Below are 17,807 nucleotides of genomic sequence, written 5' to 3' on the forward strand. Positions count from 1 at the left end.
TTAAGAATGGGAAGATTTGAAGAGAAATTATCCGCCGGATCTATCCTGAACCGGGTGCGAACGTATAGCCTGGTTTGGAGAAATCCGACAACCAACGAGTTTGGGGAAAAACTGTGGCACCACAAGAAGTGCTTAAGGATCTGAACAAGGTCCGCAACATCGGCATCATGGCCCACATCGATGCTGGTAAGACCACGACCACCGAGCGCATCCTCTTCTACACCGGCATTAACCGCAAGGTCGGTGAGACCCACGATGGTGCGTCCACGACTGACTGGATGGAGCAGGAAAAAGAGCGCGGTATCACCATTACCTCCGCTGCTGTTACCTGTTTCTGGAATGGCAACCAGATCAACATCATCGATACTCCTGGACACGTCGACTTCACCGTTGAGGTGGAGCGTTCCCTGCGTGTGCTTGACGGTGCGGTTGCTGTGTTCGACGGTAAAGAGGGTGTGGAACCGCAATCTGAGCAGGTGTGGCGTCAGGCCGCTAAGTACGACGTTCCGCGTATCTGCTTCGTCAACAAGATGGACAAGATGGGTGCGGACTTCTACTACACCGTTCAAACCATCATTGACCGGTTGAACGCTAAGCCGCTCGTGATGCAGCTTCCGATCGGTGCTGAAGATGACTTCGACGGCATCGTCGATTTGCTGGAAATGAAGGCTCACGTTTGGCCTGGCCGGGTTGAGGTTGGCGCTGAACAGCAGATCACCGATATTCCGGAAGACCTGCAAGAAAAGGCTGAAGAATACCGCGAGAAACTCATCGAGACCGTTGCTGAGTCTGATGAAGCTCTCATGGAGAAGTATTTCGCTGGTGAAGAACTCACCATTGATGAGATCAAAGCTGCGATCCGCAAGATGGTAGTGAACTCTGAAATCTTCCCTGTGCTCTGTGGTACTGCTTATCGCAACAAGGGTGTTCAGCCGCTGCTTGACGCGGTCATCGACTACCTGCCGAATCCGATGGATATCGGTGAGGTTGAAGGCCACAAGGTGGGCGACGAGTCCACCATCTTGACTCGTAAGCCCTCCAAGGATGAGCCCTTCTCAGCTCTGGCTTTCAAGATTGCTGCTCACCCCTTCTTCGGAAAACTGACCTTCGTTCGGGTTTACTCCGGCCGAGTAGAACCTGGCCAGCAGGTGCTGAACTCCGTCAAGGACAAGAAAGAGCGCATTGGCAAGCTCTTCCAGATGCATGCCAATAAGGAAAACCCGGTAGATGAGGCCGTGGCTGGTAACATCTACGCCTTCATTGGTCTGAAGGACACCACTACCGGCGATACCTTGTGCGATGCTAATAACCCGATCATTCTAGAATCTATGGACTTCCCGGATCCGGTTATTCAGGTGGCAATTGAGCCTAAGTCCAAGGCTGACCAGGAGAAGCTGGCTACCGCTATTCAGAAGCTCGCGGAAGAAGATCCGACCTTCACGGTGAAACTGGATGACGAATCTGGACAGACTGTGATTGGCGGTATGGGTGAGCTTCACCTCGACGTTTTGGTTGACCGCATGAAGCGGGAATTCAAGGTTGAGGCGAATATTGGTAATCCTCAGGTGGCTTATCGCGAAACCATCCGCAAGGCTGTGGAGAAGATCGAATACACCCACAAGAAGCAGACGGGTGGTTCCGGTCAGTTCGCAAAGGTCATCATCAGCCTGGAGCCTTATGCTCCAGCCGCCGAGGAACTGGAGGAAGGCGAGTCCCCGATCTACAAGTTCGAGGATGCCGTTACCGGTGGACGCGTTCCGCGCGAATACATCCCCAGCGTCGATGCTGGTATTCAGGACGCCATGCAGTACGGTTATCTAGCTGGATACCCCTTGGTGAACATCAAGGCGACCCTGCTTGATGGTCAGTACCACGAGGTTGACTCCTCTGAAATGGCCTTCAAGATCGCTGGTTCTCAGGCGTTGAAGGAAGGTGTCGCAAAGGCGAAGCCGGTTCTTCTGGAGCCGATCATGTCCGTAGAAATCACCACTCCTGAGGAGTACATGGGTGAAGTTATCGGCGACGTCAATGCTCGCCGTGGACAGGTTGCTTCCATGGAAGACCGTGCTGGCGCTAAATTGGTGAAAGCCAAAGTGCCGCTGAGCTCCATGTTCGGTTATGTTGGTGACCTCCGTTCAAAGACTCAGGGTCGGGCGAACTACTCCATGTTCTTCGACTCCTACGCAGAGGTTCCGCAAAGCGTTTCCGAGGAAATCATCGCCGAGCGCACTGGTAAATAAGAGTGACTGGGAGCAGGAACAGCAGTGTCACTGATCCCGCTCCAACCGGGTCCGGCGCACTGGGAGTCTGGGCTAGATGAGGTCCAGGTTCCTACGTCGGCCGGTACCCGGGAGATCTAGGATGGTCCAGCTTGAAAAACAGGATGGATAAATCTAGGATTTGGTAACTGGCACAAATTAGTAAACGCCCCATCCATCGTGCCCCGAATTAGGGTGGATGGGTGAGGACTGTAAACCCCGTGGCTGCGAGAGTCGTAGCCACCATAAAGTCCAGGAGGACAAACAGTGGCAAAGGCTAAGTTCGAGCGTACGAAGCCGCACGTTAACATCGGTACCATCGGTCACGTTGACCACGGTAAGACCACCACCACCGCTGCTATCACCAAGGTGTTGGCTGAGAAGTTCCCGGATCTCAACGAGTCTTTCGCTTTCGATGCCATCGATAAGGCACCGGAAGAAAAAGAGCGTGGTATTACCATTAACATTTCCCACGTTGAGTATCAGACCGAGAAGCGCCACTACGCTCACGTGGACGCCCCGGGTCACGCCGACTACATCAAGAACATGATCACCGGTGCCGCTCAGATGGACGGCGCTATCCTGGTTGTTGCCGCTACCGACGGCCCGATGCCGCAGACCCGCGAGCACGTTCTGTTGGCTCGCCAGGTTGGTGTTCCTTACATCCTCGTTGCGCTGAACAAGTGCGACATGGTTGATGACGAAGACCTCATCGAGCTCGTTGAGATGGAAATCCGTGAGCTCCTCGCTGAGCAGGACTACGATGAGGATGCTCCGATCATCCACATCTCCGCTCTGAAGGCTCTCGAAGGTGATGAGAAGTGGGGCAAGTCCATCCTCGAACTGATGGATGCTTGCGACGAGTCCATCCCGGATCCGGAGCGCGCTACCGATCAGCCCTTCCTCATGCCGATCGAGGATATCTTCACCATCACCGGCCGTGGCACCGTTGTTACCGGTCGTGTTGAGCGCGGTACCCTCAACGTCAACGAAGACGTTGAAATCATCGGTATCCGCGAGAAGGCTACCACCACCACCGTTACCGGTATCGAGATGTTCCGCAAGCTGCTGGACTACACCGAGGCTGGCGACAACTGCGGTCTCTTGCTCCGTGGTGTGAAGCGTGAAGATGTTGAGCGTGGACAGGTTGTTATCAAGCCGGGCGCTTACACCCCGCACACCCAGTTCGAGGGTTCCGTGTACGTTCTCTCCAAGGATGAGGGCGGCCGTCACACCCCGTTCTTCGACAACTACCGTCCGCAGTTCTACTTCCGTACCACCGACGTTACCGGCGTCATCAAGCTGCCTGAGGGCACCGAGATGGTTATGCCTGGCGACAACGTTGAGATGACTGTTGAGCTCATCCAGCCGGTTGCTATGGACGAGGGTCTGCGCTTCGCTATCCGCGAAGGCTCCCGTACCGTTGGCGCTGGTCGCGTTACCAAGATCATCAAGTAATGATCTGCGTCGCCTAAAATAGGCGATACCAAAACCCCCGGTTCCTCAAGGAGCCGGGGGTTTTCTTGCGTCGGGTGTTTTAAAATATCAGGATTCCCAGGTGGCATTCTCCGGATCACATCCGCGAAGACGTGCCTCTTCTGCTACCAGACGCTGAAAATACTCGACAAGTTCGCGTCGACCATACGTGGAGTGAAATCTCTCATCGTGGACGTACAGCCGACTGAGCAAGACCTGCTTTTCTAGATCAACGTCATACCAGCGCTGGATGGTGGTCGCATGCAGATCAATAAGCTCACGTGCTTCCGGTGATCCAGCTAAAACTTCCTTTCCGAACGCGTTCTTCAAGGCAGCGCAAAACCGCTCATGCTCAGCTTGAGCGCTCTCTAGATCATCTTTACTCATGTGAGAAAGACTTTCTTGAGATTGGGCCCATTCCTTGGTTTCACCCCAACGGTTTTCTGCTTCGTGCTGCCAGCCTTCCCAGTCTGGGCCAAATACCTCCTGTAAAGAGTCCTTGGACAAGGTGTAATCTTCCTTCAGTAAGTCATCAACTGCTCGGACCATCCGATGCAGTGCGGTGATTTTCTTTTGAAGAGTCCGGCGTTGTGCACTAAGGCTTTGATAACGGCTTTCCGGTTTATTGAGAATGGCCTTGATTTCTTTCAAGGGCATTCCAACCTCCCGATAAATGAGTATCTGGAACCCTTTTTCAAGATCTCTATCGGTATAAATTCGGTAATCGCCGTGGGTTGATCGCCACAGTGGGGATAACAACTCAACCTGATCCCAGTGCCGCAGTGTTCGCGTTGTCACACCGAGGATCTCCGCTGCTTCTCCAATGGAATAATCACTCACGGTGACGAGTATGGAGGTTTACGCAACGGCAAGGTCAAGCACCGTGAGAAAAGGGCAGGGAATCTACATCGTCTGAGGATTGAACAGGGTGAGACATATCTGATTTCCCGGGAAGATGACGCTGCATATGCAAGAACTCAAGATGCCCTTCATACATATCCAATACATCGTCAATAAGCTGGTGCTCGGTATAGCCATAGACGTCGTACCCCTCAGAACCAGTCAAGGAAAAGACTTCAAGCCGGAAATAATATAAATCCTCGGGTTGTTTTTCCGGGTAGTACAGAGCAAAGGTTGGCCACAGCTGCTTCACCGGGCAGATCTGATAGCGGAAATTGCGGTCTTCACCAAAATCAACACGTAGATCTACTTGTCGAACACCACCGGTACTCAACTCCACGTCCTGGCAGGTTACTGTGGCATCGGCACCTCGGCCGCGAAGTTCCTGGGTGACTTCCCGTAGAGCTGGTTCTGCAACGGTGTCCATGTAGGTGTTGATTTGTTCTCTGGTCGGGAAGGTCATAGCAAGGTGGAGGCGTCGTCGCCAATTACTTTCCGGCTGACCTGGTGTTCGGGACCCAACCGCATTGTGGAGGGCGACGTTACGGGAATCTCTCTGGACCAGCTCTAGGCGCATGGACCTGAAGAGACTGTACATCACCAAATAAATGACGATGCTGAAGGGGAAGCCCATGACAATGGTGGCTGATTGCAGGGTAGGGATACCACCGACAAAGAGCATGGACACGGTAAGGATTCCCACGACGCTGGCCCAGAAAATCCGCGACCACGCCTTACCATCGGAGTGGGCATCAGTAATTTTTGAGGTGAAATTAGACATCACCAAGGCGGCTGAGTCAGCGGAAGTGATATAAAGCAATAGCCCGATGAGAGACGCTACGGCCATGACCGTGGTAGCTGCCGGATACTGGGCCAACAGTAAATAAAAAGCTCGCTCTGGTTTTTCAACGGCTACCGTGCCGAAGTCTGAGTCTCCGTGTAAGACGATGTCGAGAGCGGAGTTACCGAATACCGACACCCAGAGAAGAACAAAAATAAAGGGGATCGTGAGGGTGCCTACGACGAATTGGCGAAGCGTGCGCCCGCGAGAGATTCTGGCTAGGAATAACCCGACAAAAGGTGCCCAAGCAATCCACCAGGCCCAAAAGAACAGAGTCCAGGCGTTGAGCCAGTCTTGAGCATTATCGAAGGCGTAGGTGTCCATGGTCATCGAGGGGAAGGATGAGAGATATTCCCCGATATTCATGATGAGTGCATCAAAAAGAAAAGCAGTGCGGCCGGTAATAAGAATAAAAAGCATGAGGCCGATGGCAAGTAAGACATTGATTTCGGAAAGACGTCGGATGCCTCTTTCTACTCCGGACACTGCGGAAATAGTCGCCACGGTGACAGCTAAGATAACCAGCGCTATTTGTGCGCTTAAACTTTCGTTGACGTTGAATAGGACTTTAAGGCCATAATTTAGTTGAACCACGCCAATTCCGAGCGACGTGGCAACACCAAAGACGGTTCCCAGCATGGCTGCGATGTCTACCGCGTCCCCGGCGACTCCGTGGACTCGTTTACCAAAGATGGGATAAAGAGCGCTACGAATAGCTAACGGCATGTTAAATCGGTAGGCAAAATATCCGAAGGCCATGCCCATTAAAGCGTAGAGGGCCCAGCCAGTAATTCCATAGTGGAAAAGAGTAAAGACCACGGCTTTACGGGCTGCTTCGACAGTTTCAGGTTGACCGTTGGGAGGAGAATAGAACTGCGAGACTGGTTCTGCTACGGAGAAGAATAATAGATCAACGCCGATTCCCGCCGCGAAAAGCATTGATGCCCAAGAAAAGAGGCGAAATTGGGGAGTGGAGTGATCCGGGCCCAATTTAATAGAACCGGTTCTTCCGGAGGCAATCCAAATCATAAAGATGACGCTCACCGTAGCGGTGAGGATATAGAACCAACCAAGATTTTTGGAAATACCGTTGACCACTGCGCCAAGGGAATGTGCGGCAGAAGTTGGGGCGAAAATAGCCCATAAAGCAATGGCGATGATTCCCGCGCCCGAGACCAGGAAAACCGGCCAATTTGTTTCCGGAGCTTGTTTTTCCATAGTGCAACGGTATAGCTATATCAAAGAATAAGCTAGTTTTAAGGCGCGGATTGAAGAAAACAGAACAGATTTTTGTTCCCGCTAAACTTCCTATTATGTCAACTTTGCCTGATCCCACCCGCATTCCGCGTGTGTTGGCAGAACTCCAGGAGGTATGGGAGGCGCAGCCTGAACTGAGTTTTCCTATGCTGTGCAATGTCCTCACTAATCACGGAATGACGTGGGGAAGCAGCGATGAAGACCTCAGCCGCCTGCTCACTCATTTAGCTAGTGTACGACCGTCGCGGATCCCCAAGGATGATCGTGGCCGAGCCCAACACACCTATCTAGTAGAAACTGAATCACCGCAAGCAAGCGTCACGATCTCCCCAAGAAAAGTGATAGTCCGACGCCACGCTGGCTCAACTCACGCTCAACCAGTGAAGTGGGCTTATTCTGAAATTCGACGTAGCAGTACCCGGGGGCCTCTTCATATCGTTGATTTTTCTGGAGTGGATCATCGTCTTGGGATAGTTCGAAGCATTCGACGGCTAGAAGTTCCTGATCGAGTAAGGATAACTGGATTAAGCCGAGAGACTATTGGTGATCGGAAATTCTTGATTACTACCGAAGACGCTGAGAAAATCCTCGTCGGTCGGAAGATCGAGATTTTCCACAAAGAAGAACGCGAAGTGAAGTATCTGTCAATGTCGTGGTCGAGATTGGCGTGTGCGGAATTGGGGAAGGCTGTGAAGATTGTTCCGGGGCATGAAAAAACGGCAATCACCAGGGGAGTGATTGCCGCTATTGACGTGGTGGAGGTTTAGCGCTCCACCGGTTGGACATGAAGCCGGTAGGTAGTATCGACGTCGATATCACGAATAGCTTCACGGAAATCCTGCTCAGACTGTTCTAGCACCGCTGCTAGTTCATCGATGCGAATGCCAGGCTGGGCATTGATGGTCCACCGGACAGTCGGACGGTTGCGGTCAAATGCGACCTTTTCATTCACCGACTCCACGCGAGAAATCTTGTGCTCCACGGTTCGTGAAATCGCCTCGGCGATCTTAGAGATGTTTAAGCCGATGGTTCCTTCAGAGGTGGAAGCTGATGACTTCACCCGGCTAAAGCCGCGGGGACGAATATTCGCGATGATGAGCCATAATCCAATGATCGCACTGAGCACCACGATCCCGATGAGTAAGTACAGGTACCAATTATTCTCTGGCACCCGCCCAATGGCTGCGGAATCGATTTTTTGGTTCCACTCCTGGGCTGGTGGGCAGTTGTAGTGCAAGGCTAAAAACCACGCACCTCCAGCGAGGGCGAGTAGCCCCACGAGGAGAACGATGATGCGATCAACAGTTGCTAGGCCACGACTCATTTGTTGACCTCCTCTTGTTGTACGCGTACTTTAACCTGCTTGGGAGAATCGACCCGATTGACCAGGGGAGCTAGGGCAGCCTCGACGCGTTCCGCTAGGGAAGGATCGGTGGTGTCGCCGGCGACGTTGACGCTTAAGCTAGATCCTTTGACAGCGGAGTGGGCGTTACTGACTCCAGGTACTTTCCGAGCGGTTTGGGAAGCCATGCGGGAAATATCTACCGGGCGGGTCCACAATGAGATGGGCGATGTGATGGCCCGGTGTGTCCGCTTGCGCGGTTTCAGCGCAATGATCACCAGGATCAGACCGATAATCATCGCTGCAATGGAAGCTGGGACGATCCAACTAGGCAAGGACTCATTGAATAACCCGAAAACCGGTTTCAGCCACGGTTGTTGAGTGGTTTGAGAACTCAGCACCCAGATATCTCGGCCAGCAATAACCGCCAATGCGACTAAGAGGATACCGATAACGATGGTGGTCCACCGGGCAAAGGGATTTGCTCGGGGTTCCTGACCGTAGCCAGGGTTGACCGTGTCACTCATCAGTGGCCTCCTTTCTTAATCACAATTTTGCGGCGTGGGATGCGGGATTGAATCCGCACGGGTACTGGGCGGTGGTCACGCGGATAAGATATCCGCTTGAGTGGAATGTCCTGCTTTGGAGCCTTGACAGGCTTCAAGGGGGCAGGTTTAGGAACTGTGACGGGAACTTCAGGAAGTTTCGAACGAACCTTCACATCCTGAGTTTCCGGCAGTTCATTGACCTTGATTTCCTTGAGAGGTTGCTCGGGGGCAGTCTGGATCTTGGTGAGCTGAGCCGCTGGGGCGACGTGAGGAGAAATGACTTCCTTGGGTCGCGCCGGATTACGGCTCACGCTCACAGGTCGAAGCTCAGTCAAGGAACGTCGCACCTGCGGTGTTTGAATCCGCACTCGGTTCCGAGTGCGAATAGGTGTGACCACAGGCGAGACCGGTGCGGCGTCAATCGAAGCTTGAGTAACACGGCGATGATTACTGACTACAGGGCCGGTAACCACATTTACCGCCACGGGGCGCAGGCCACAAAGACCGATGATCCAGTCCTTAATGGCTGCGCGGACTGACTCTGCTACAGATGTAACTGGTGAAGGCCAGCTCACGGCAATAAAAGCTTCGACAGACGCTGTGCCTGCGGTGTCGTCTACCTCGACATCGAACCGAGGGTAGCTACGACCCGCTAGGCCTCCATCGACACGGACACTGCCGGGAACTGATAACGTTGCAGCCTCGACGATGCGGGAGACCGAGCGTTCTGAGATCCTAGTGATGCCTCCCGAATTATCCGGGGATTGCATCAGTCACGCTTCCTAAGTCCGTCGAAAATTTGGCGAAGATCGATGTGGCCATCGTAGTGAGCTCCTACAGCTCCGCCGATGAGGGCGAAGATAACGCCTAGTACTAGACCGCCGAAACCGAAGGCTAGTCCTAGAAAAGCGAGAGCGATACCGAGGGCAATACCGATCAGGGTGTAATACTTCATGGAATTCTCAATCCCTATTTAAGAAGTGTCGGGCACGAGCCCGAGGTTGAACCTTAGGCCGTAGCGTCGGCAATAGTGACATCTACTGGCAAGGATTGGGCGGCAGAGGCTACCTGACGTACCCGCTCAGCTACATCGTATAAATCTAATGGCCGAGAAAGATCGGCTACGATGTGAACCTCGAAACGGGGGTTATCTCCGGTAGTTTGACGAAGACCTCGGACCCGCGTGCGCGGGTAGTACAACGCAACTTCGCCGAAGTTGCCGGCGTGCATATCAGCCACGCCATCAATAGCGGTGATATCTGCAGCGAGCTTTTCGGCGACGTCGACGTCGAGCTGATCGTGCTGTGCCATTAGTTACTGAACCCGGGGTGCGGACTCGATGGAAGGCTGCTCGTCCTCATCATCATCGAGGTCCAGGTGGACGTCGTGGACGGTAACGTTGACCTCAGTCACCTCAAGACCAGTCATCCGCTCAATGGCATTGATGATGTTCTTGCGGATAGCGTCGGCCAGTTCGTGGATGGCGACACCATACTCAGCGACGATAGCGATATCGACGGCTGCTTGGGACTCTCCGACCTCAACGTCAACACCCTGCTGAATGTTCTGGGAACCGGAAATAGACTCGCGGATGCTGCCCACGAGCCGGGAAGCGCCGCCACCCAGAGCATGAACACCGGAAACTTCACGGGCAGCCAGACCAGCGATTTTTGCAACGACGGTGTCATCAATAGCGGTGTAGCCGCGATCGGTACGAAGAACGTTGTCCTGGTCTTTGAGCTCATCCTTGGAAGGATTAGCGGTAGCCGGGGTGTTCTTAGTAAGGGTGTGCTTGGCATCAGCCATGATTAACGCTCCTTTATGCGTCAGATAACTAGGTACGCTCTCATCTTAGAAAGAAGAAATAGCTGGAGGCTAATTAATTCAACAATCTTTATGGAACTGAGACCGAAAGTAGTGACTTGCGTTTATCTTCGGAAGATGGTTAACTACCTTGGTCACCTCAACATGACAAGCGTTTACCATGTTCAGAACATGATATAAGGCGAGTTGTGGTGTTGTGAACATGACACCTTCGACACAGTGAAGGAATCATCGCCTTATGTGCGGCGATGAAACCGGAGAAGGGGCATGGCAAATAAACAGCGGCAGTAGGTCTTGAGTCCTCAAAGAATTTTTATCGGAGGGGCTCTACCACCTTGACGAATGATCGCATGTTTCTGTCATGTCGGTCATGAAGTAGTCAAGAATAACTGGCGTTGCGCCCGAGGCCCCGGCCCGGACAACGTTATAGAGAAATCGAGAAGCGAATTTCCACCGCTTCCTTAGTTACCTAAGGAATGTGGGACGAGCGAGGAAGAGGAAAAGCGTGGCGGGACAAAAGATCCGCATTCGGCTCAAGGCCTATGACCATGAGGCGATCGACGCGTCGGCACGCAAGATCGTCGACACCGTGACCCGTACTGGCGCTCGCGTTGTTGGCCCGGTGCCGTTGCCCACAGAGAAGAACGTATTTGCCGTGATCCGTTCTCCCCATAAGTACAAGGACTCTCGCGAACACTTCGAGATGCGCACTCATAAGCGCCTGATCGACATTCTCGACCCGACGCCGAAGACGGTTGATGCCCTGATGCGCATCGATCTTCCGGCCAGTGTCGACGTGAACATTCAGTGATCGACGGAAAACTTGGCAGCGGAGAATAATTCATGAGCGAAAACGAGATCAAGGGCATTCTGGGCACCAAGCTCGGTATGACTCAGATCTTCGATGCGGATAACCGGGTAGTTCCGGTCACCGTCGTCGAAGCTGGACCGTGTGTGGTGACCCAGATCCGTACCGAAGAAACCGATGGCTATACCGCCATCCAGATCGCCTATGGCGAAATCGACCCCCGCAAGGTAAAGAAACCCCAGGCGGGTCACTACAAGAAAGCCGGTGTTACCCCCCGCCGTCACGTAACCGAGATTCGGATGGACGATGTCTCTGGTTATGAGGTCGGTCAGGACGTTACCGTGGAGATTTTCGACGGAATTGAGTACGTCGACGTCACCGGTACGTCTAAGGGTAAGGGCTATGCCGGTGGTATGAAACGCCACGGCTTTGCTGGCCAGGGCGCTGCTCACGGTAACCAAGCATCTCACCGTCGCGTCGGTGGCATTGGTGCTTGCGCTACCCCAGGGCGCGTTTTCAAAGGCAAGCGTATGGCCGGGCGTATGGGTAATGACCGCGTCACCACCCAGAACCTGAAGATTCAGAAGATCGACGCCGATGCTAACCTGCTGCTCATCAAAGGGGCTATCCCCGGTAACCGCGGCGGCATCGTTACCATCAAGACCGCAGTGAAGGGCGGTGCACACGCATGACGAATCTGAAGCTAGACGTTCACACCGCTGAAGGCACCACTGACGGACAGGTCGAACTGCCTGCCGAAATCTTTGACCGGGAAGCCAGCATTCCGCTGATGCACCAGGTCGTTGTGGCTCAGTTGGCGGCGAAGCGTCAGGGTACTCACTCCACCAAGACCCGCGGTGAAGTCCGCGGCGGTGGACGTAAGCCTTATCGCCAAAAGGGCACTGGACGGGCTCGTCAGGGCTCCATCCGTGCTCCGCACTACAAGGGTGGCGGAATTGTTCACGGGCCGAAGCCACGTGACTACAGCCAGCGCACCCCGAAGAAAATGAAGGCAGCTGCACTCTACGGTGCGCTTACTGACCGGGCACGTCATGACCGCATTCACGTGGTCTCTGATTTGGTTCCCGGCCAGGTTCCTTCCACTAAGAAGGCACGTGCCTTCATTGAGCGTCTTACCGACCGTAAATCCGTCCTATTGGTGATCGGTCGTGAAGATATCAATGCCCGTAAGAGCGCCAACAACCTGCCCGGCGTCCACATCCTGCACGCCGATCAGTTGAACACCTATGACGTTCTCAATTCTGATGACGTGGTGTTCTCTGTTGAGGCCCTCCACACCTTCGTTAATCGCGTCCTTGGCGCGAATGAGGAGGACGAGAAGTAAATGGCCAAGATTGCAGATCCGCGCGATATCATCATCGCCCCCGTGGTCTCTGAGAAGTCCTACGGCCTGATGGAGCAGAACGTTTATACGTTCTTTGTTCGGTCGGACTCCAACAAGACCCAGATTAAGCAAGCAGTGGAGCAGATCTTCGGTGTGAAAGTTGACTCTGTGAACACCCTCAACCGTGCAGGGAAGCGTAAGCGCACCCGCACCGGATATGGGCAACGCAAAGCAACCAAGCGCGCATATGTGAAGCTCCGTGAGGGCAGCGACTCCATCGACATCTTCGGCGGCGCAGCCTAAGAAGAGTCGAAAGAAAAGGACGAACTATGGCTATTCGTAAGTACAAGCCGACAACCCCGGGTCGCCGCCAGAGCTCTGTTTCCCAGTTCAGCGAAATCACTCGCTCAACTCCGGAAAAGTCTCTGCTGCGTCCCCTCCCGAAGAAGGGTGGCCGTAACTCTCACGGCCATATCACCACCCGGCATCGCGGTGGTGGACACAAGCGTCGTTACCGCGTGATTGACTTCCGCCGTAATGACAAAGACGGCATCCTAGCTAAGGTTGCTCATATTGAGTACGACCCCAACCGGACCGCTAATATTGCGCTCCTTCACTACTACGATGGTGAAAAGCGTTATATCATCGCCCCGAAGAACCTGAAGCAAGGTGCTATCCTGGAATCCGGTGTGGATGCCGACATTAAGGTGGGGAATAACTTGCCGTTGCGCAACATCCCCACTGGTACCACCGTTCACGCTGTGGAATTGAAGCCTGGCGCAGGTGCCAAGTTGGCTCGTTCCGCTGGTGCATCCATCCAGCTGCTCGGTAAAGAAGGAAAGTACGCCGTATTGCGTATGCCTTCCTCGGAAATCCGTCGTGTTGATATTCGGTGCCGCGCCACCATCGGTGAAGTGGGCAACGCTGATCAGATCAACATTCGCTGGGGTAAAGCTGGACGTATGCGCTGGAAAGGCTGGCGTCCAACGGTCCGCGGTGTTGTTATGAACCCGGTGGACCACCCGCACGGTGGTGGTGAAGGTAAGACGTCGGGTGGACGTCACCCGGTGTCTCCGTGGGGCCAGAAAGAAGGCCGTACTCGGAACCCGAACCGTTACAGCAACAACATGATTGTGCGCCGTCGTCGCGCCAACAAGAGCAAGAAGCGCTAAGAGGAGGTAACGAAGAATGCCACGTAGCCTTAAGAAGGGCCCGTTCGTCGATGAGCACCTCCTCAACAAAGTGGATGCTCAGAACGAAAAAGGCTCCAAGCAGGTCATTAAGACCTGGTCCCGTCGTTCAACCATTCTCCCTGATTTCATTGGCCACACCTTCGCTGTCCACGATGGACGCAAGCACGTGCCGGTGTTCATTGATGACTCCATGGTGGGTCATAAGTTGGGAGAATTTGCTCCGACCAAGACCTTCAAGGGTCACGTCAAAGATGACAAGAAGGGACGTCGATAAGCGATGAGTGAGACTATCACCTCCGCCCGCGCAACCGCGCGCTACGTCCGCGTCACGCCAATGAAGGCTAAGCGGGTCATCGACTTAGTTCGCGGCAAGTCCGTAGCAGAAGCCCTGGCTATTTTGAAGTACGCTCCGCAGCGTGCTGCTAAGTCAGTGGCTAAGGTTGTAGCCTCTGCGGCTGCAAATGCCGAAAACAACTTCGGCCTTGACCCCCGTACCTTGGTGATCTCCGAGGCATACGCCACCGAGGGCCCGACCATGCGTCGTTTTCAGCCCCGGGCACAAGGCCGTGCTTTCATGATCCGCAAGCGCACCAGCCACATCACCGTGGTGGTCGAGAGCCAGAAGGAAGGGGCCAAGTAGTGGGCCAGAAGATTCATCCTCACGGCCTCCGGCTGGGCATTACTTCCGACTGGAAGTCCCACTGGTACGCCGATAAGCAATACGCCGATTACGTCGCTGAGGACATCAAGATCCGTGAGTTCTTCTCCAAGGGTCTCGATCGTGCCGGTATCGCCGACGTTGTCATCGAGCGCACCCGCGACCGGGTCCGCGTTGACATTCATACCGCTCGTCCGGGCATTGTGATTGGTCGCCGTGGCTCCGAAGCTGACCGTATCCGTCGGTCTTTGGAGAAACTCACCGGCAAGCAGGTGGCTCTGAATATTCTTGAAGTTAAGGGTATTGACGCCAATGCTCAGTTGGTGGCGCAATCTATCGCTGAGCAGCTGGCTAACCGGGTAGCTTTCCGTCGCGCGATGCGTAAAGCCATCCAGTCTGCTATGCGTCAACCCCAGGTCAAGGGTATTAAGGTGCAGTGTGCTGGACGTCTCGGCGGTGCCGAAATGTCCCGTGTTGAGCGCTACCACGAAGGTCGCGTCCCGCTGCACACCCTCCGCGCCGAGATCGATTACGGCACCTACGAAGCCCACACCACCTTCGGACGCATCGGCGTCAAGGTGTGGATCTACAAGGGTGACGTCGTCGGTGGTCGTCGCGAGAGCGAGATCAATGCACCCGCAGAGCGTCGCGGCCGCGCTGATCGTCGTGAGCGTCCGCGCCGCGGTGGACAGCGTCGTCAGCGTGCTGAGAAGAAGCAGGAGGGCTAAACCATATGCTTATTCCTAAGCGCGTTAAGTACCGCCGTCAGCACCGTCCGACCCGTCGCGGTGTGTCCAAGGGCGGAAATCGCATCAACTTTGGTGACTATGCCATTCAGGCGCTTGAGCCGGCATATGTGACCAACCGTCAGATTGAGGCAGCTCGTATCGCCATCAACCGCCACGTCAAGCGCGGCGGTAAAGTATGGATCAATATCTTCCCGGATCGGCCGTTGACCCAAAAGCCACTTGGTGTTCGTATGGGGTCCGGTAAAGGACCTGTGGAAAAGTGGGTGGCTAACGTCAAGCCGGGCCGCATCCTGTTCGAGATGAGCTACCCGAACAAGGAAATCGCCGTCGAGGCGCTGCGCCGTGCCGGCCAGAAACTGCCGTGCAAGGTTCGTATCATCTCGAAGGAGGATCAGTACTGATGGCTACCGGTACCCCCGCACATGAGTTCCGTGAGCTCTCCTCCGATGAGCTCACCACTCGGTTGAAAGAAGCTAAAGAAGAACTATTCAACCTGCGTTTCCAGCATGCGACTGGTCAGTTGACTAACAATCGTCGTCTGCGCACCGTGAAGCGCGATATCGCTCGCATCTACACTGTGATCCGCGAGCGTGAACTCGGTCTGTCCAACGCTCCGGGAGCTGAGGCTTAAAACATGAGTGAGGCAAACGTGAACGAGAAGGCAACCAAAGAAAAGGGTGCTCGCAAGGTCCGCACCGGCTACGTTGTTTCTGATAAAATGCAGAAGACCATCGTGGTTGAGGTAGAAGACCGTAAGCAGCACGCCCTCTATGGCAAGATCATGCGCACCACCTCCAAGATTAAGGCACACGATGAGAACGAGGAAGCCGGCGTAGGCGACCGCGTTCGCATCGAGGAGACCCGGCCACTGTCCAAGGACAAGCACTTCCGTCTCCTAGAGATCGTGGAGAAAGCTAAGTAATTTAGCTAGAAACCGGCCCGAGCTTTATGCTTGGGCCGGATTTTTTATGTGCGACGTCTCTTGACTCGGTTGCGATTTTCAGGTGCATCATCCTTTCTTTGGTGTTGTTGGAGGTGCTTGATGCGGAAGGATTGTGTCTGTCGTTGAGTTTCACTGCGGATAATGCAAAGCCAGCGGCAGAAGAAGCGTGTCGAGATTGTTAGGTATTTTCGGCTTTGTTTGAAGAGAAATATGCTTAGCTATCTGGGGTTAGCAAGATTTATCATGTGGGCCCATGGAGGTTTTTTGAGTAAAAGCGCAGTTGGATAGCTAGGAGATGAATGAACCGCATCGAAAGATACTATGTTAGCTCCAATATGCTGGATGCTTTCGCCGGAAGTGCCGCAGGCCTCATAACGCAGTTAGTTGTTGTCAACCAACTTGGGTTCGTGGGCACTGAACTGGGGATACTTAATTCCCTGTCCGTCATATTGTACTTGGTTTCTGCTGTACCTATCGGAAAAATAGTTGACACATTACCGCCAGTTACTGTCTTAATCTCAGCATTAACCCTCAAACTAGTTCTCCTAACGACGCTGGCCTATCTCTATCTTTCGGCCGGATTGTCCTTTTGGACAATTCTGATTCTTCAGGTGCTGCAATCTCTAGTCGGGATCTTCATAGACAACTCCCAAATAATCACGGCTGTATCAATCCAAAACGCGGAAGGGAACGCAAAACTCGTTCCGCGACTAGAATCTGCAGACAAAGCAATCGGAATTGTGGCTCCCGGTGTGGTAGCCCTTATTGCTGCTGGTGAGTTATATGGGGAAGGGTATATCGGGGCTGCAGTACTGGCTTTATCTGCGCTTAGCTTGATCGTCTTCCCAGTAAGAAAGGCACTTCAACAATCTGCATATGTTGGCCGGGAAAAGAACCCTCATCAAGGTGACGAGGATGAACATGGCGGCTCACTTTTGACGGGTTTTCGGCTTATTGTTCACAACAAGGAATGCTTGGTTCCTGTTCTTCTCATTGCTGCAGGAAATCTTGGTCTTGCTTTTATTGATTCACCCAAAACCCTGTTTTTATTGCGGGAAGTGAATATGGATCCCTCTGGGTTTTCGAGTCTCAATATCGTTAGTGCTACTGCCGGTCTTTTAGCATCATTCGGTGCCGTACGGCTCATTGAGCACTTCAAGTTCGCAGCATTAATTACGCTAGCAACGCTAGGGCAAGTCCTCTCGACATTGGCATTTCTATCTATCGTCGTTTTACACGCCCCAGTGTTTATCTTTGCCGCAATCTCTACCGCTCTTTGGTCAGTCTCTATAGTGCTGATTAACGTTTCGGCTATGAACTTTTTTGTCAGTAAACTTCCTCAAGGAAAAATAGGAATCGGCCTATCGTCAATGCGTACATCTGTCATGTTTGTAGTTCCACTCGGAGCTTTGGTAGGAGGATATTGTGCCGACCACGCTGGATACGCTGTTTCCTCCCTCATATGGTGCTTAATTGCTTTCATAACATTTCTTATTGGAGCTAGCCTGCTTTCAAAGCGGCAAACTTCCATAGCTGTCGAATCCTAAAAACGGGTCAAGACAGCGGCATAGCAGCACTAATGAAGCTAGCTCAAGATTTCAGATAACTCTCTCTTGCGTTACGTGCGATTAATCTGGAGGTCGTGTTTTCGACTGACATGTGCAT

23 protein-coding genes are annotated in these 17,807 nt (G+C 53.5%); 15 read left to right on the top strand and 8 right to left on the bottom strand.

What is annotated here, in order from left to right; genetic code table 11:
- The first annotated feature begins 167 nt into the window (after positions 1–167).
- Both fusA and tuf read left to right on the top strand, forming a co-directional pair.
- Entirely contained in the window at positions 168–2,240 is a 2,073-nt protein-coding gene (gene fusA / locus GP475_RS02230) for an elongation factor G (RefSeq protein WP_262485249.1), read from the top strand.
- Between the two features lie 285 nt (positions 2,241–2,525).
- Positions 2,526–3,716 (top strand): elongation factor Tu, encoded by a 1,191-nt coding sequence (gene tuf / locus GP475_RS02235; protein WP_187975034.1) that lies wholly within the window; start codon positions 2,526–2,528, stop codon positions 3,714–3,716.
- Positions 3,717–3,803: 87 nt separating this feature from the next.
- Here the strand turns inward: tuf and GP475_RS02240 are convergent, their stop codons facing one another.
- Both GP475_RS02240 and betT read right to left on the bottom strand, forming a co-directional pair.
- Positions 3,804–4,574 carry a MerR family transcriptional regulator gene (locus GP475_RS02240; protein ID WP_187975035.1) on the bottom strand — a complete coding sequence of 257 codons (771 nt, stop codon included), beginning with the start codon at positions 4,572–4,574 and terminating at the stop codon, positions 3,804–3,806.
- 34 nt (positions 4,575–4,608) lie between these two features.
- Complete coding sequence (betT, locus tag GP475_RS02245; RefSeq protein WP_187975036.1) at positions 4,609–6,693, bottom strand: choline BCCT transporter BetT; 2,085 nt, start codon at positions 6,691–6,693, stop codon at positions 4,609–4,611.
- Positions 6,694–6,788: 95 nt separating this feature from the next.
- On the opposite strand from betT, the gene GP475_RS02250 reads away from it, so the two are divergent.
- Positions 6,789–7,499, top strand: coding sequence for a hypothetical protein (locus GP475_RS02250; RefSeq protein ID WP_187975037.1), 711 nt, complete (start codon positions 6,789–6,791; stop codon positions 7,497–7,499).
- Here the strand turns inward: GP475_RS02250 and GP475_RS02255 are convergent.
- The 6 genes from GP475_RS02255 to GP475_RS02280 are packed head-to-tail and all read right to left on the bottom strand — an operon-like array spanning position 7,496 to position 10,428.
- Complete coding sequence (locus GP475_RS02255) at positions 7,496–8,056, bottom strand: alkaline shock response membrane anchor protein AmaP (RefSeq protein ID WP_187975038.1); 561 nt, start codon at positions 8,054–8,056, stop codon at positions 7,496–7,498. The two genes, GP475_RS02250 and GP475_RS02255, sit on opposite strands and share 4 nt — an antisense overlap.
- Entirely contained in the window at positions 8,053–8,601 is a 549-nt protein-coding gene (locus GP475_RS02260) for a DUF6286 domain-containing protein (protein ID WP_187975039.1), read from the bottom strand. Before GP475_RS02260 ends, GP475_RS02255 begins: the two co-directional genes overlap by 4 nt.
- Complete coding sequence (locus GP475_RS02265; RefSeq protein ID WP_187975040.1) at positions 8,601–9,392, bottom strand: Asp23/Gls24 family envelope stress response protein; 792 nt, start codon at positions 9,390–9,392, stop codon at positions 8,601–8,603. Before GP475_RS02265 ends, GP475_RS02260 begins: the two co-directional genes overlap by 1 nt.
- On the bottom strand, positions 9,392–9,577 hold the full coding sequence (locus tag GP475_RS02270; protein ID WP_187975041.1) for a hypothetical protein: 186 nt from the start codon (positions 9,575–9,577) through the stop codon (positions 9,392–9,394). The genes GP475_RS02265 and GP475_RS02270 overlap by 1 nt, the downstream gene beginning before the upstream one ends.
- 53 nt (positions 9,578–9,630) lie before the next feature.
- A complete protein-coding gene (locus GP475_RS02275; RefSeq protein WP_187975042.1) occupies positions 9,631–9,933 on the bottom strand; it encodes a hypothetical protein in 303 nt (100 codons plus the stop codon).
- A 3-nt stretch (positions 9,934–9,936) separates the two neighbouring features.
- On the bottom strand, positions 9,937–10,428 hold the full coding sequence (locus tag GP475_RS02280) for an Asp23/Gls24 family envelope stress response protein (RefSeq protein ID WP_187975043.1): 492 nt from the start codon (positions 10,426–10,428) through the stop codon (positions 9,937–9,939).
- Positions 10,429–10,951: 523 nt separating this feature from the next.
- On the opposite strand from GP475_RS02280, the gene rpsJ reads away from it, so the two are divergent.
- The 12 genes from rpsJ (at position 10,952) to GP475_RS02340 (ending at position 17,689) form a co-directional block, all read left to right on the top strand.
- A complete protein-coding gene (gene rpsJ / locus GP475_RS02285) occupies positions 10,952–11,257 on the top strand; it encodes a 30S ribosomal protein S10 (RefSeq protein ID WP_187975044.1) in 306 nt (101 codons plus the stop codon).
- Between the two features lie 32 nt (positions 11,258–11,289).
- Positions 11,290–11,946, top strand: a complete 657-nt coding sequence (rplC, locus tag GP475_RS02290; RefSeq protein WP_187975045.1) for a 50S ribosomal protein L3 — start codon at positions 11,290–11,292, stop codon at positions 11,944–11,946.
- Complete coding sequence (gene rplD / locus GP475_RS02295; protein WP_187975046.1) at positions 11,943–12,599, top strand: 50S ribosomal protein L4; 657 nt, start codon at positions 11,943–11,945, stop codon at positions 12,597–12,599. Before rplC ends, rplD begins: the two co-directional genes overlap by 4 nt.
- Positions 12,600–12,902, top strand: a complete 303-nt coding sequence (gene rplW, locus GP475_RS02300; RefSeq protein ID WP_187975047.1) for a 50S ribosomal protein L23 — start codon at positions 12,600–12,602, stop codon at positions 12,900–12,902.
- Positions 12,903–12,928: 26 nt separating this feature from the next.
- Entirely contained in the window at positions 12,929–13,771 is an 843-nt protein-coding gene (gene rplB / locus GP475_RS02305) for a 50S ribosomal protein L2 (RefSeq protein WP_187975048.1), read from the top strand.
- A 16-nt stretch (positions 13,772–13,787) separates the two neighbouring features.
- The gene (rpsS, locus tag GP475_RS02310) at positions 13,788–14,066 is read left to right on the top strand and encodes a 30S ribosomal protein S19 (RefSeq protein WP_187975049.1); all 279 of its coding nucleotides are present in this window, start codon (positions 13,788–13,790) and stop codon (positions 14,064–14,066) included.
- 3 nt (positions 14,067–14,069) lie between these two features.
- Positions 14,070–14,432 carry a 50S ribosomal protein L22 gene (gene rplV / locus GP475_RS02315; protein ID WP_187975050.1) on the top strand — a complete coding sequence of 121 codons (363 nt, stop codon included), beginning with the start codon at positions 14,070–14,072 and terminating at the stop codon, positions 14,430–14,432.
- Complete coding sequence (gene rpsC / locus GP475_RS02320; RefSeq protein WP_187975051.1) at positions 14,432–15,178, top strand: 30S ribosomal protein S3; 747 nt, start codon at positions 14,432–14,434, stop codon at positions 15,176–15,178. Before rplV ends, rpsC begins: the two co-directional genes overlap by 1 nt.
- Positions 15,179–15,183: 5 nt before the next feature.
- Positions 15,184–15,600: a 50S ribosomal protein L16 gene (gene rplP / locus GP475_RS02325; RefSeq protein ID WP_187975052.1), complete on the top strand. Its 417-nt coding sequence runs from the start codon at positions 15,184–15,186 to the stop codon at positions 15,598–15,600.
- Positions 15,600–15,830, top strand: a complete 231-nt coding sequence (gene rpmC, locus GP475_RS02330) for a 50S ribosomal protein L29 (protein ID WP_187975053.1) — start codon at positions 15,600–15,602, stop codon at positions 15,828–15,830. The genes rplP and rpmC overlap by 1 nt, the downstream gene beginning before the upstream one ends.
- 3 nt (positions 15,831–15,833) lie before the next feature.
- Positions 15,834–16,121, top strand: a complete 288-nt coding sequence (rpsQ, locus tag GP475_RS02335) for a 30S ribosomal protein S17 (RefSeq protein WP_187975054.1) — start codon at positions 15,834–15,836, stop codon at positions 16,119–16,121.
- Positions 16,122–16,441: 320 nt separating this feature from the next.
- Entirely contained in the window at positions 16,442–17,689 is a 1,248-nt protein-coding gene (locus tag GP475_RS02340) for an MFS transporter (protein ID WP_187975055.1), read from the top strand.
- Positions 17,690–17,807 lie beyond the last annotated feature (118 nt).

The sequence above is a fragment of the Corynebacterium poyangense genome (assembly GCF_014522205.1).
Lineage (GTDB): Bacteria > Actinomycetota > Actinomycetes > Mycobacteriales > Mycobacteriaceae > Corynebacterium > Corynebacterium poyangense.

Excerpts from the sequence above, each read along its gene's own strand:
- rplP (WP_187975052.1), top strand. The coding sequence starts at position 15,184 with ATGCTTATTCCTAAGCGCGTTAAGTACCGCCGTCAGCACCGTCCGACC.
- GP475_RS02340 (WP_187975055.1), top strand. The coding sequence starts at position 16,442 with ATGAACCGCATCGAAAGATACTATGTTAGCTCCAATATGCTGGATGCT.
- rplB (WP_187975048.1), top strand. The coding sequence starts at position 12,929 with ATGGCTATTCGTAAGTACAAGCCGACAACCCCGGGTCGCCGCCAGAGC.
- fusA (WP_262485249.1), top strand. The coding sequence starts at position 168 with ATGGCCCACATCGATGCTGGTAAGACCACGACCACCGAGCGCATCCTC.
- rpsQ (WP_187975054.1), top strand. The coding sequence starts at position 15,834 with ATGAGTGAGGCAAACGTGAACGAGAAGGCAACCAAAGAAAAGGGTGCT.
- rpmC (WP_187975053.1), top strand. The coding sequence starts at position 15,600 with ATGGCTACCGGTACCCCCGCACATGAGTTCCGTGAGCTCTCCTCCGAT.
- rpsS (WP_187975049.1), top strand. The coding sequence starts at position 13,788 with ATGCCACGTAGCCTTAAGAAGGGCCCGTTCGTCGATGAGCACCTCCTC.
- rplD (WP_187975046.1), top strand. The coding sequence starts at position 11,943 with ATGACGAATCTGAAGCTAGACGTTCACACCGCTGAAGGCACCACTGAC.
- GP475_RS02265 (WP_187975040.1), bottom strand. The coding sequence starts at position 9,392 with ATGCAATCCCCGGATAATTCGGGAGGCATCACTAGGATCTCAGAACGC.
- rplV (WP_187975050.1), top strand. The coding sequence starts at position 14,070 with ATGAGTGAGACTATCACCTCCGCCCGCGCAACCGCGCGCTACGTCCGC.
- GP475_RS02280 (WP_187975043.1), bottom strand. The coding sequence starts at position 10,428 with ATGGCTGATGCCAAGCACACCCTTACTAAGAACACCCCGGCTACCGCT.
- GP475_RS02270 (WP_187975041.1), bottom strand. The coding sequence starts at position 9,577 with ATGAAGTATTACACCCTGATCGGTATTGCCCTCGGTATCGCTCTCGCT.
- GP475_RS02275 (WP_187975042.1), bottom strand. The coding sequence starts at position 9,933 with ATGGCACAGCACGATCAGCTCGACGTCGACGTCGCCGAAAAGCTCGCT.
- rplW (WP_187975047.1), top strand. The coding sequence starts at position 12,600 with ATGGCCAAGATTGCAGATCCGCGCGATATCATCATCGCCCCCGTGGTC.
- betT (WP_187975036.1), bottom strand. The coding sequence starts at position 6,693 with ATGGAAAAACAAGCTCCGGAAACAAATTGGCCGGTTTTCCTGGTCTCG.
- rplC (WP_187975045.1), top strand. The coding sequence starts at position 11,290 with ATGAGCGAAAACGAGATCAAGGGCATTCTGGGCACCAAGCTCGGTATG.
- GP475_RS02255 (WP_187975038.1), bottom strand. The coding sequence starts at position 8,056 with ATGAGTCGTGGCCTAGCAACTGTTGATCGCATCATCGTTCTCCTCGTG.
- GP475_RS02250 (WP_187975037.1), top strand. The coding sequence starts at position 6,789 with ATGTCAACTTTGCCTGATCCCACCCGCATTCCGCGTGTGTTGGCAGAA.
- GP475_RS02260 (WP_187975039.1), bottom strand. The coding sequence starts at position 8,601 with ATGAGTGACACGGTCAACCCTGGCTACGGTCAGGAACCCCGAGCAAAT.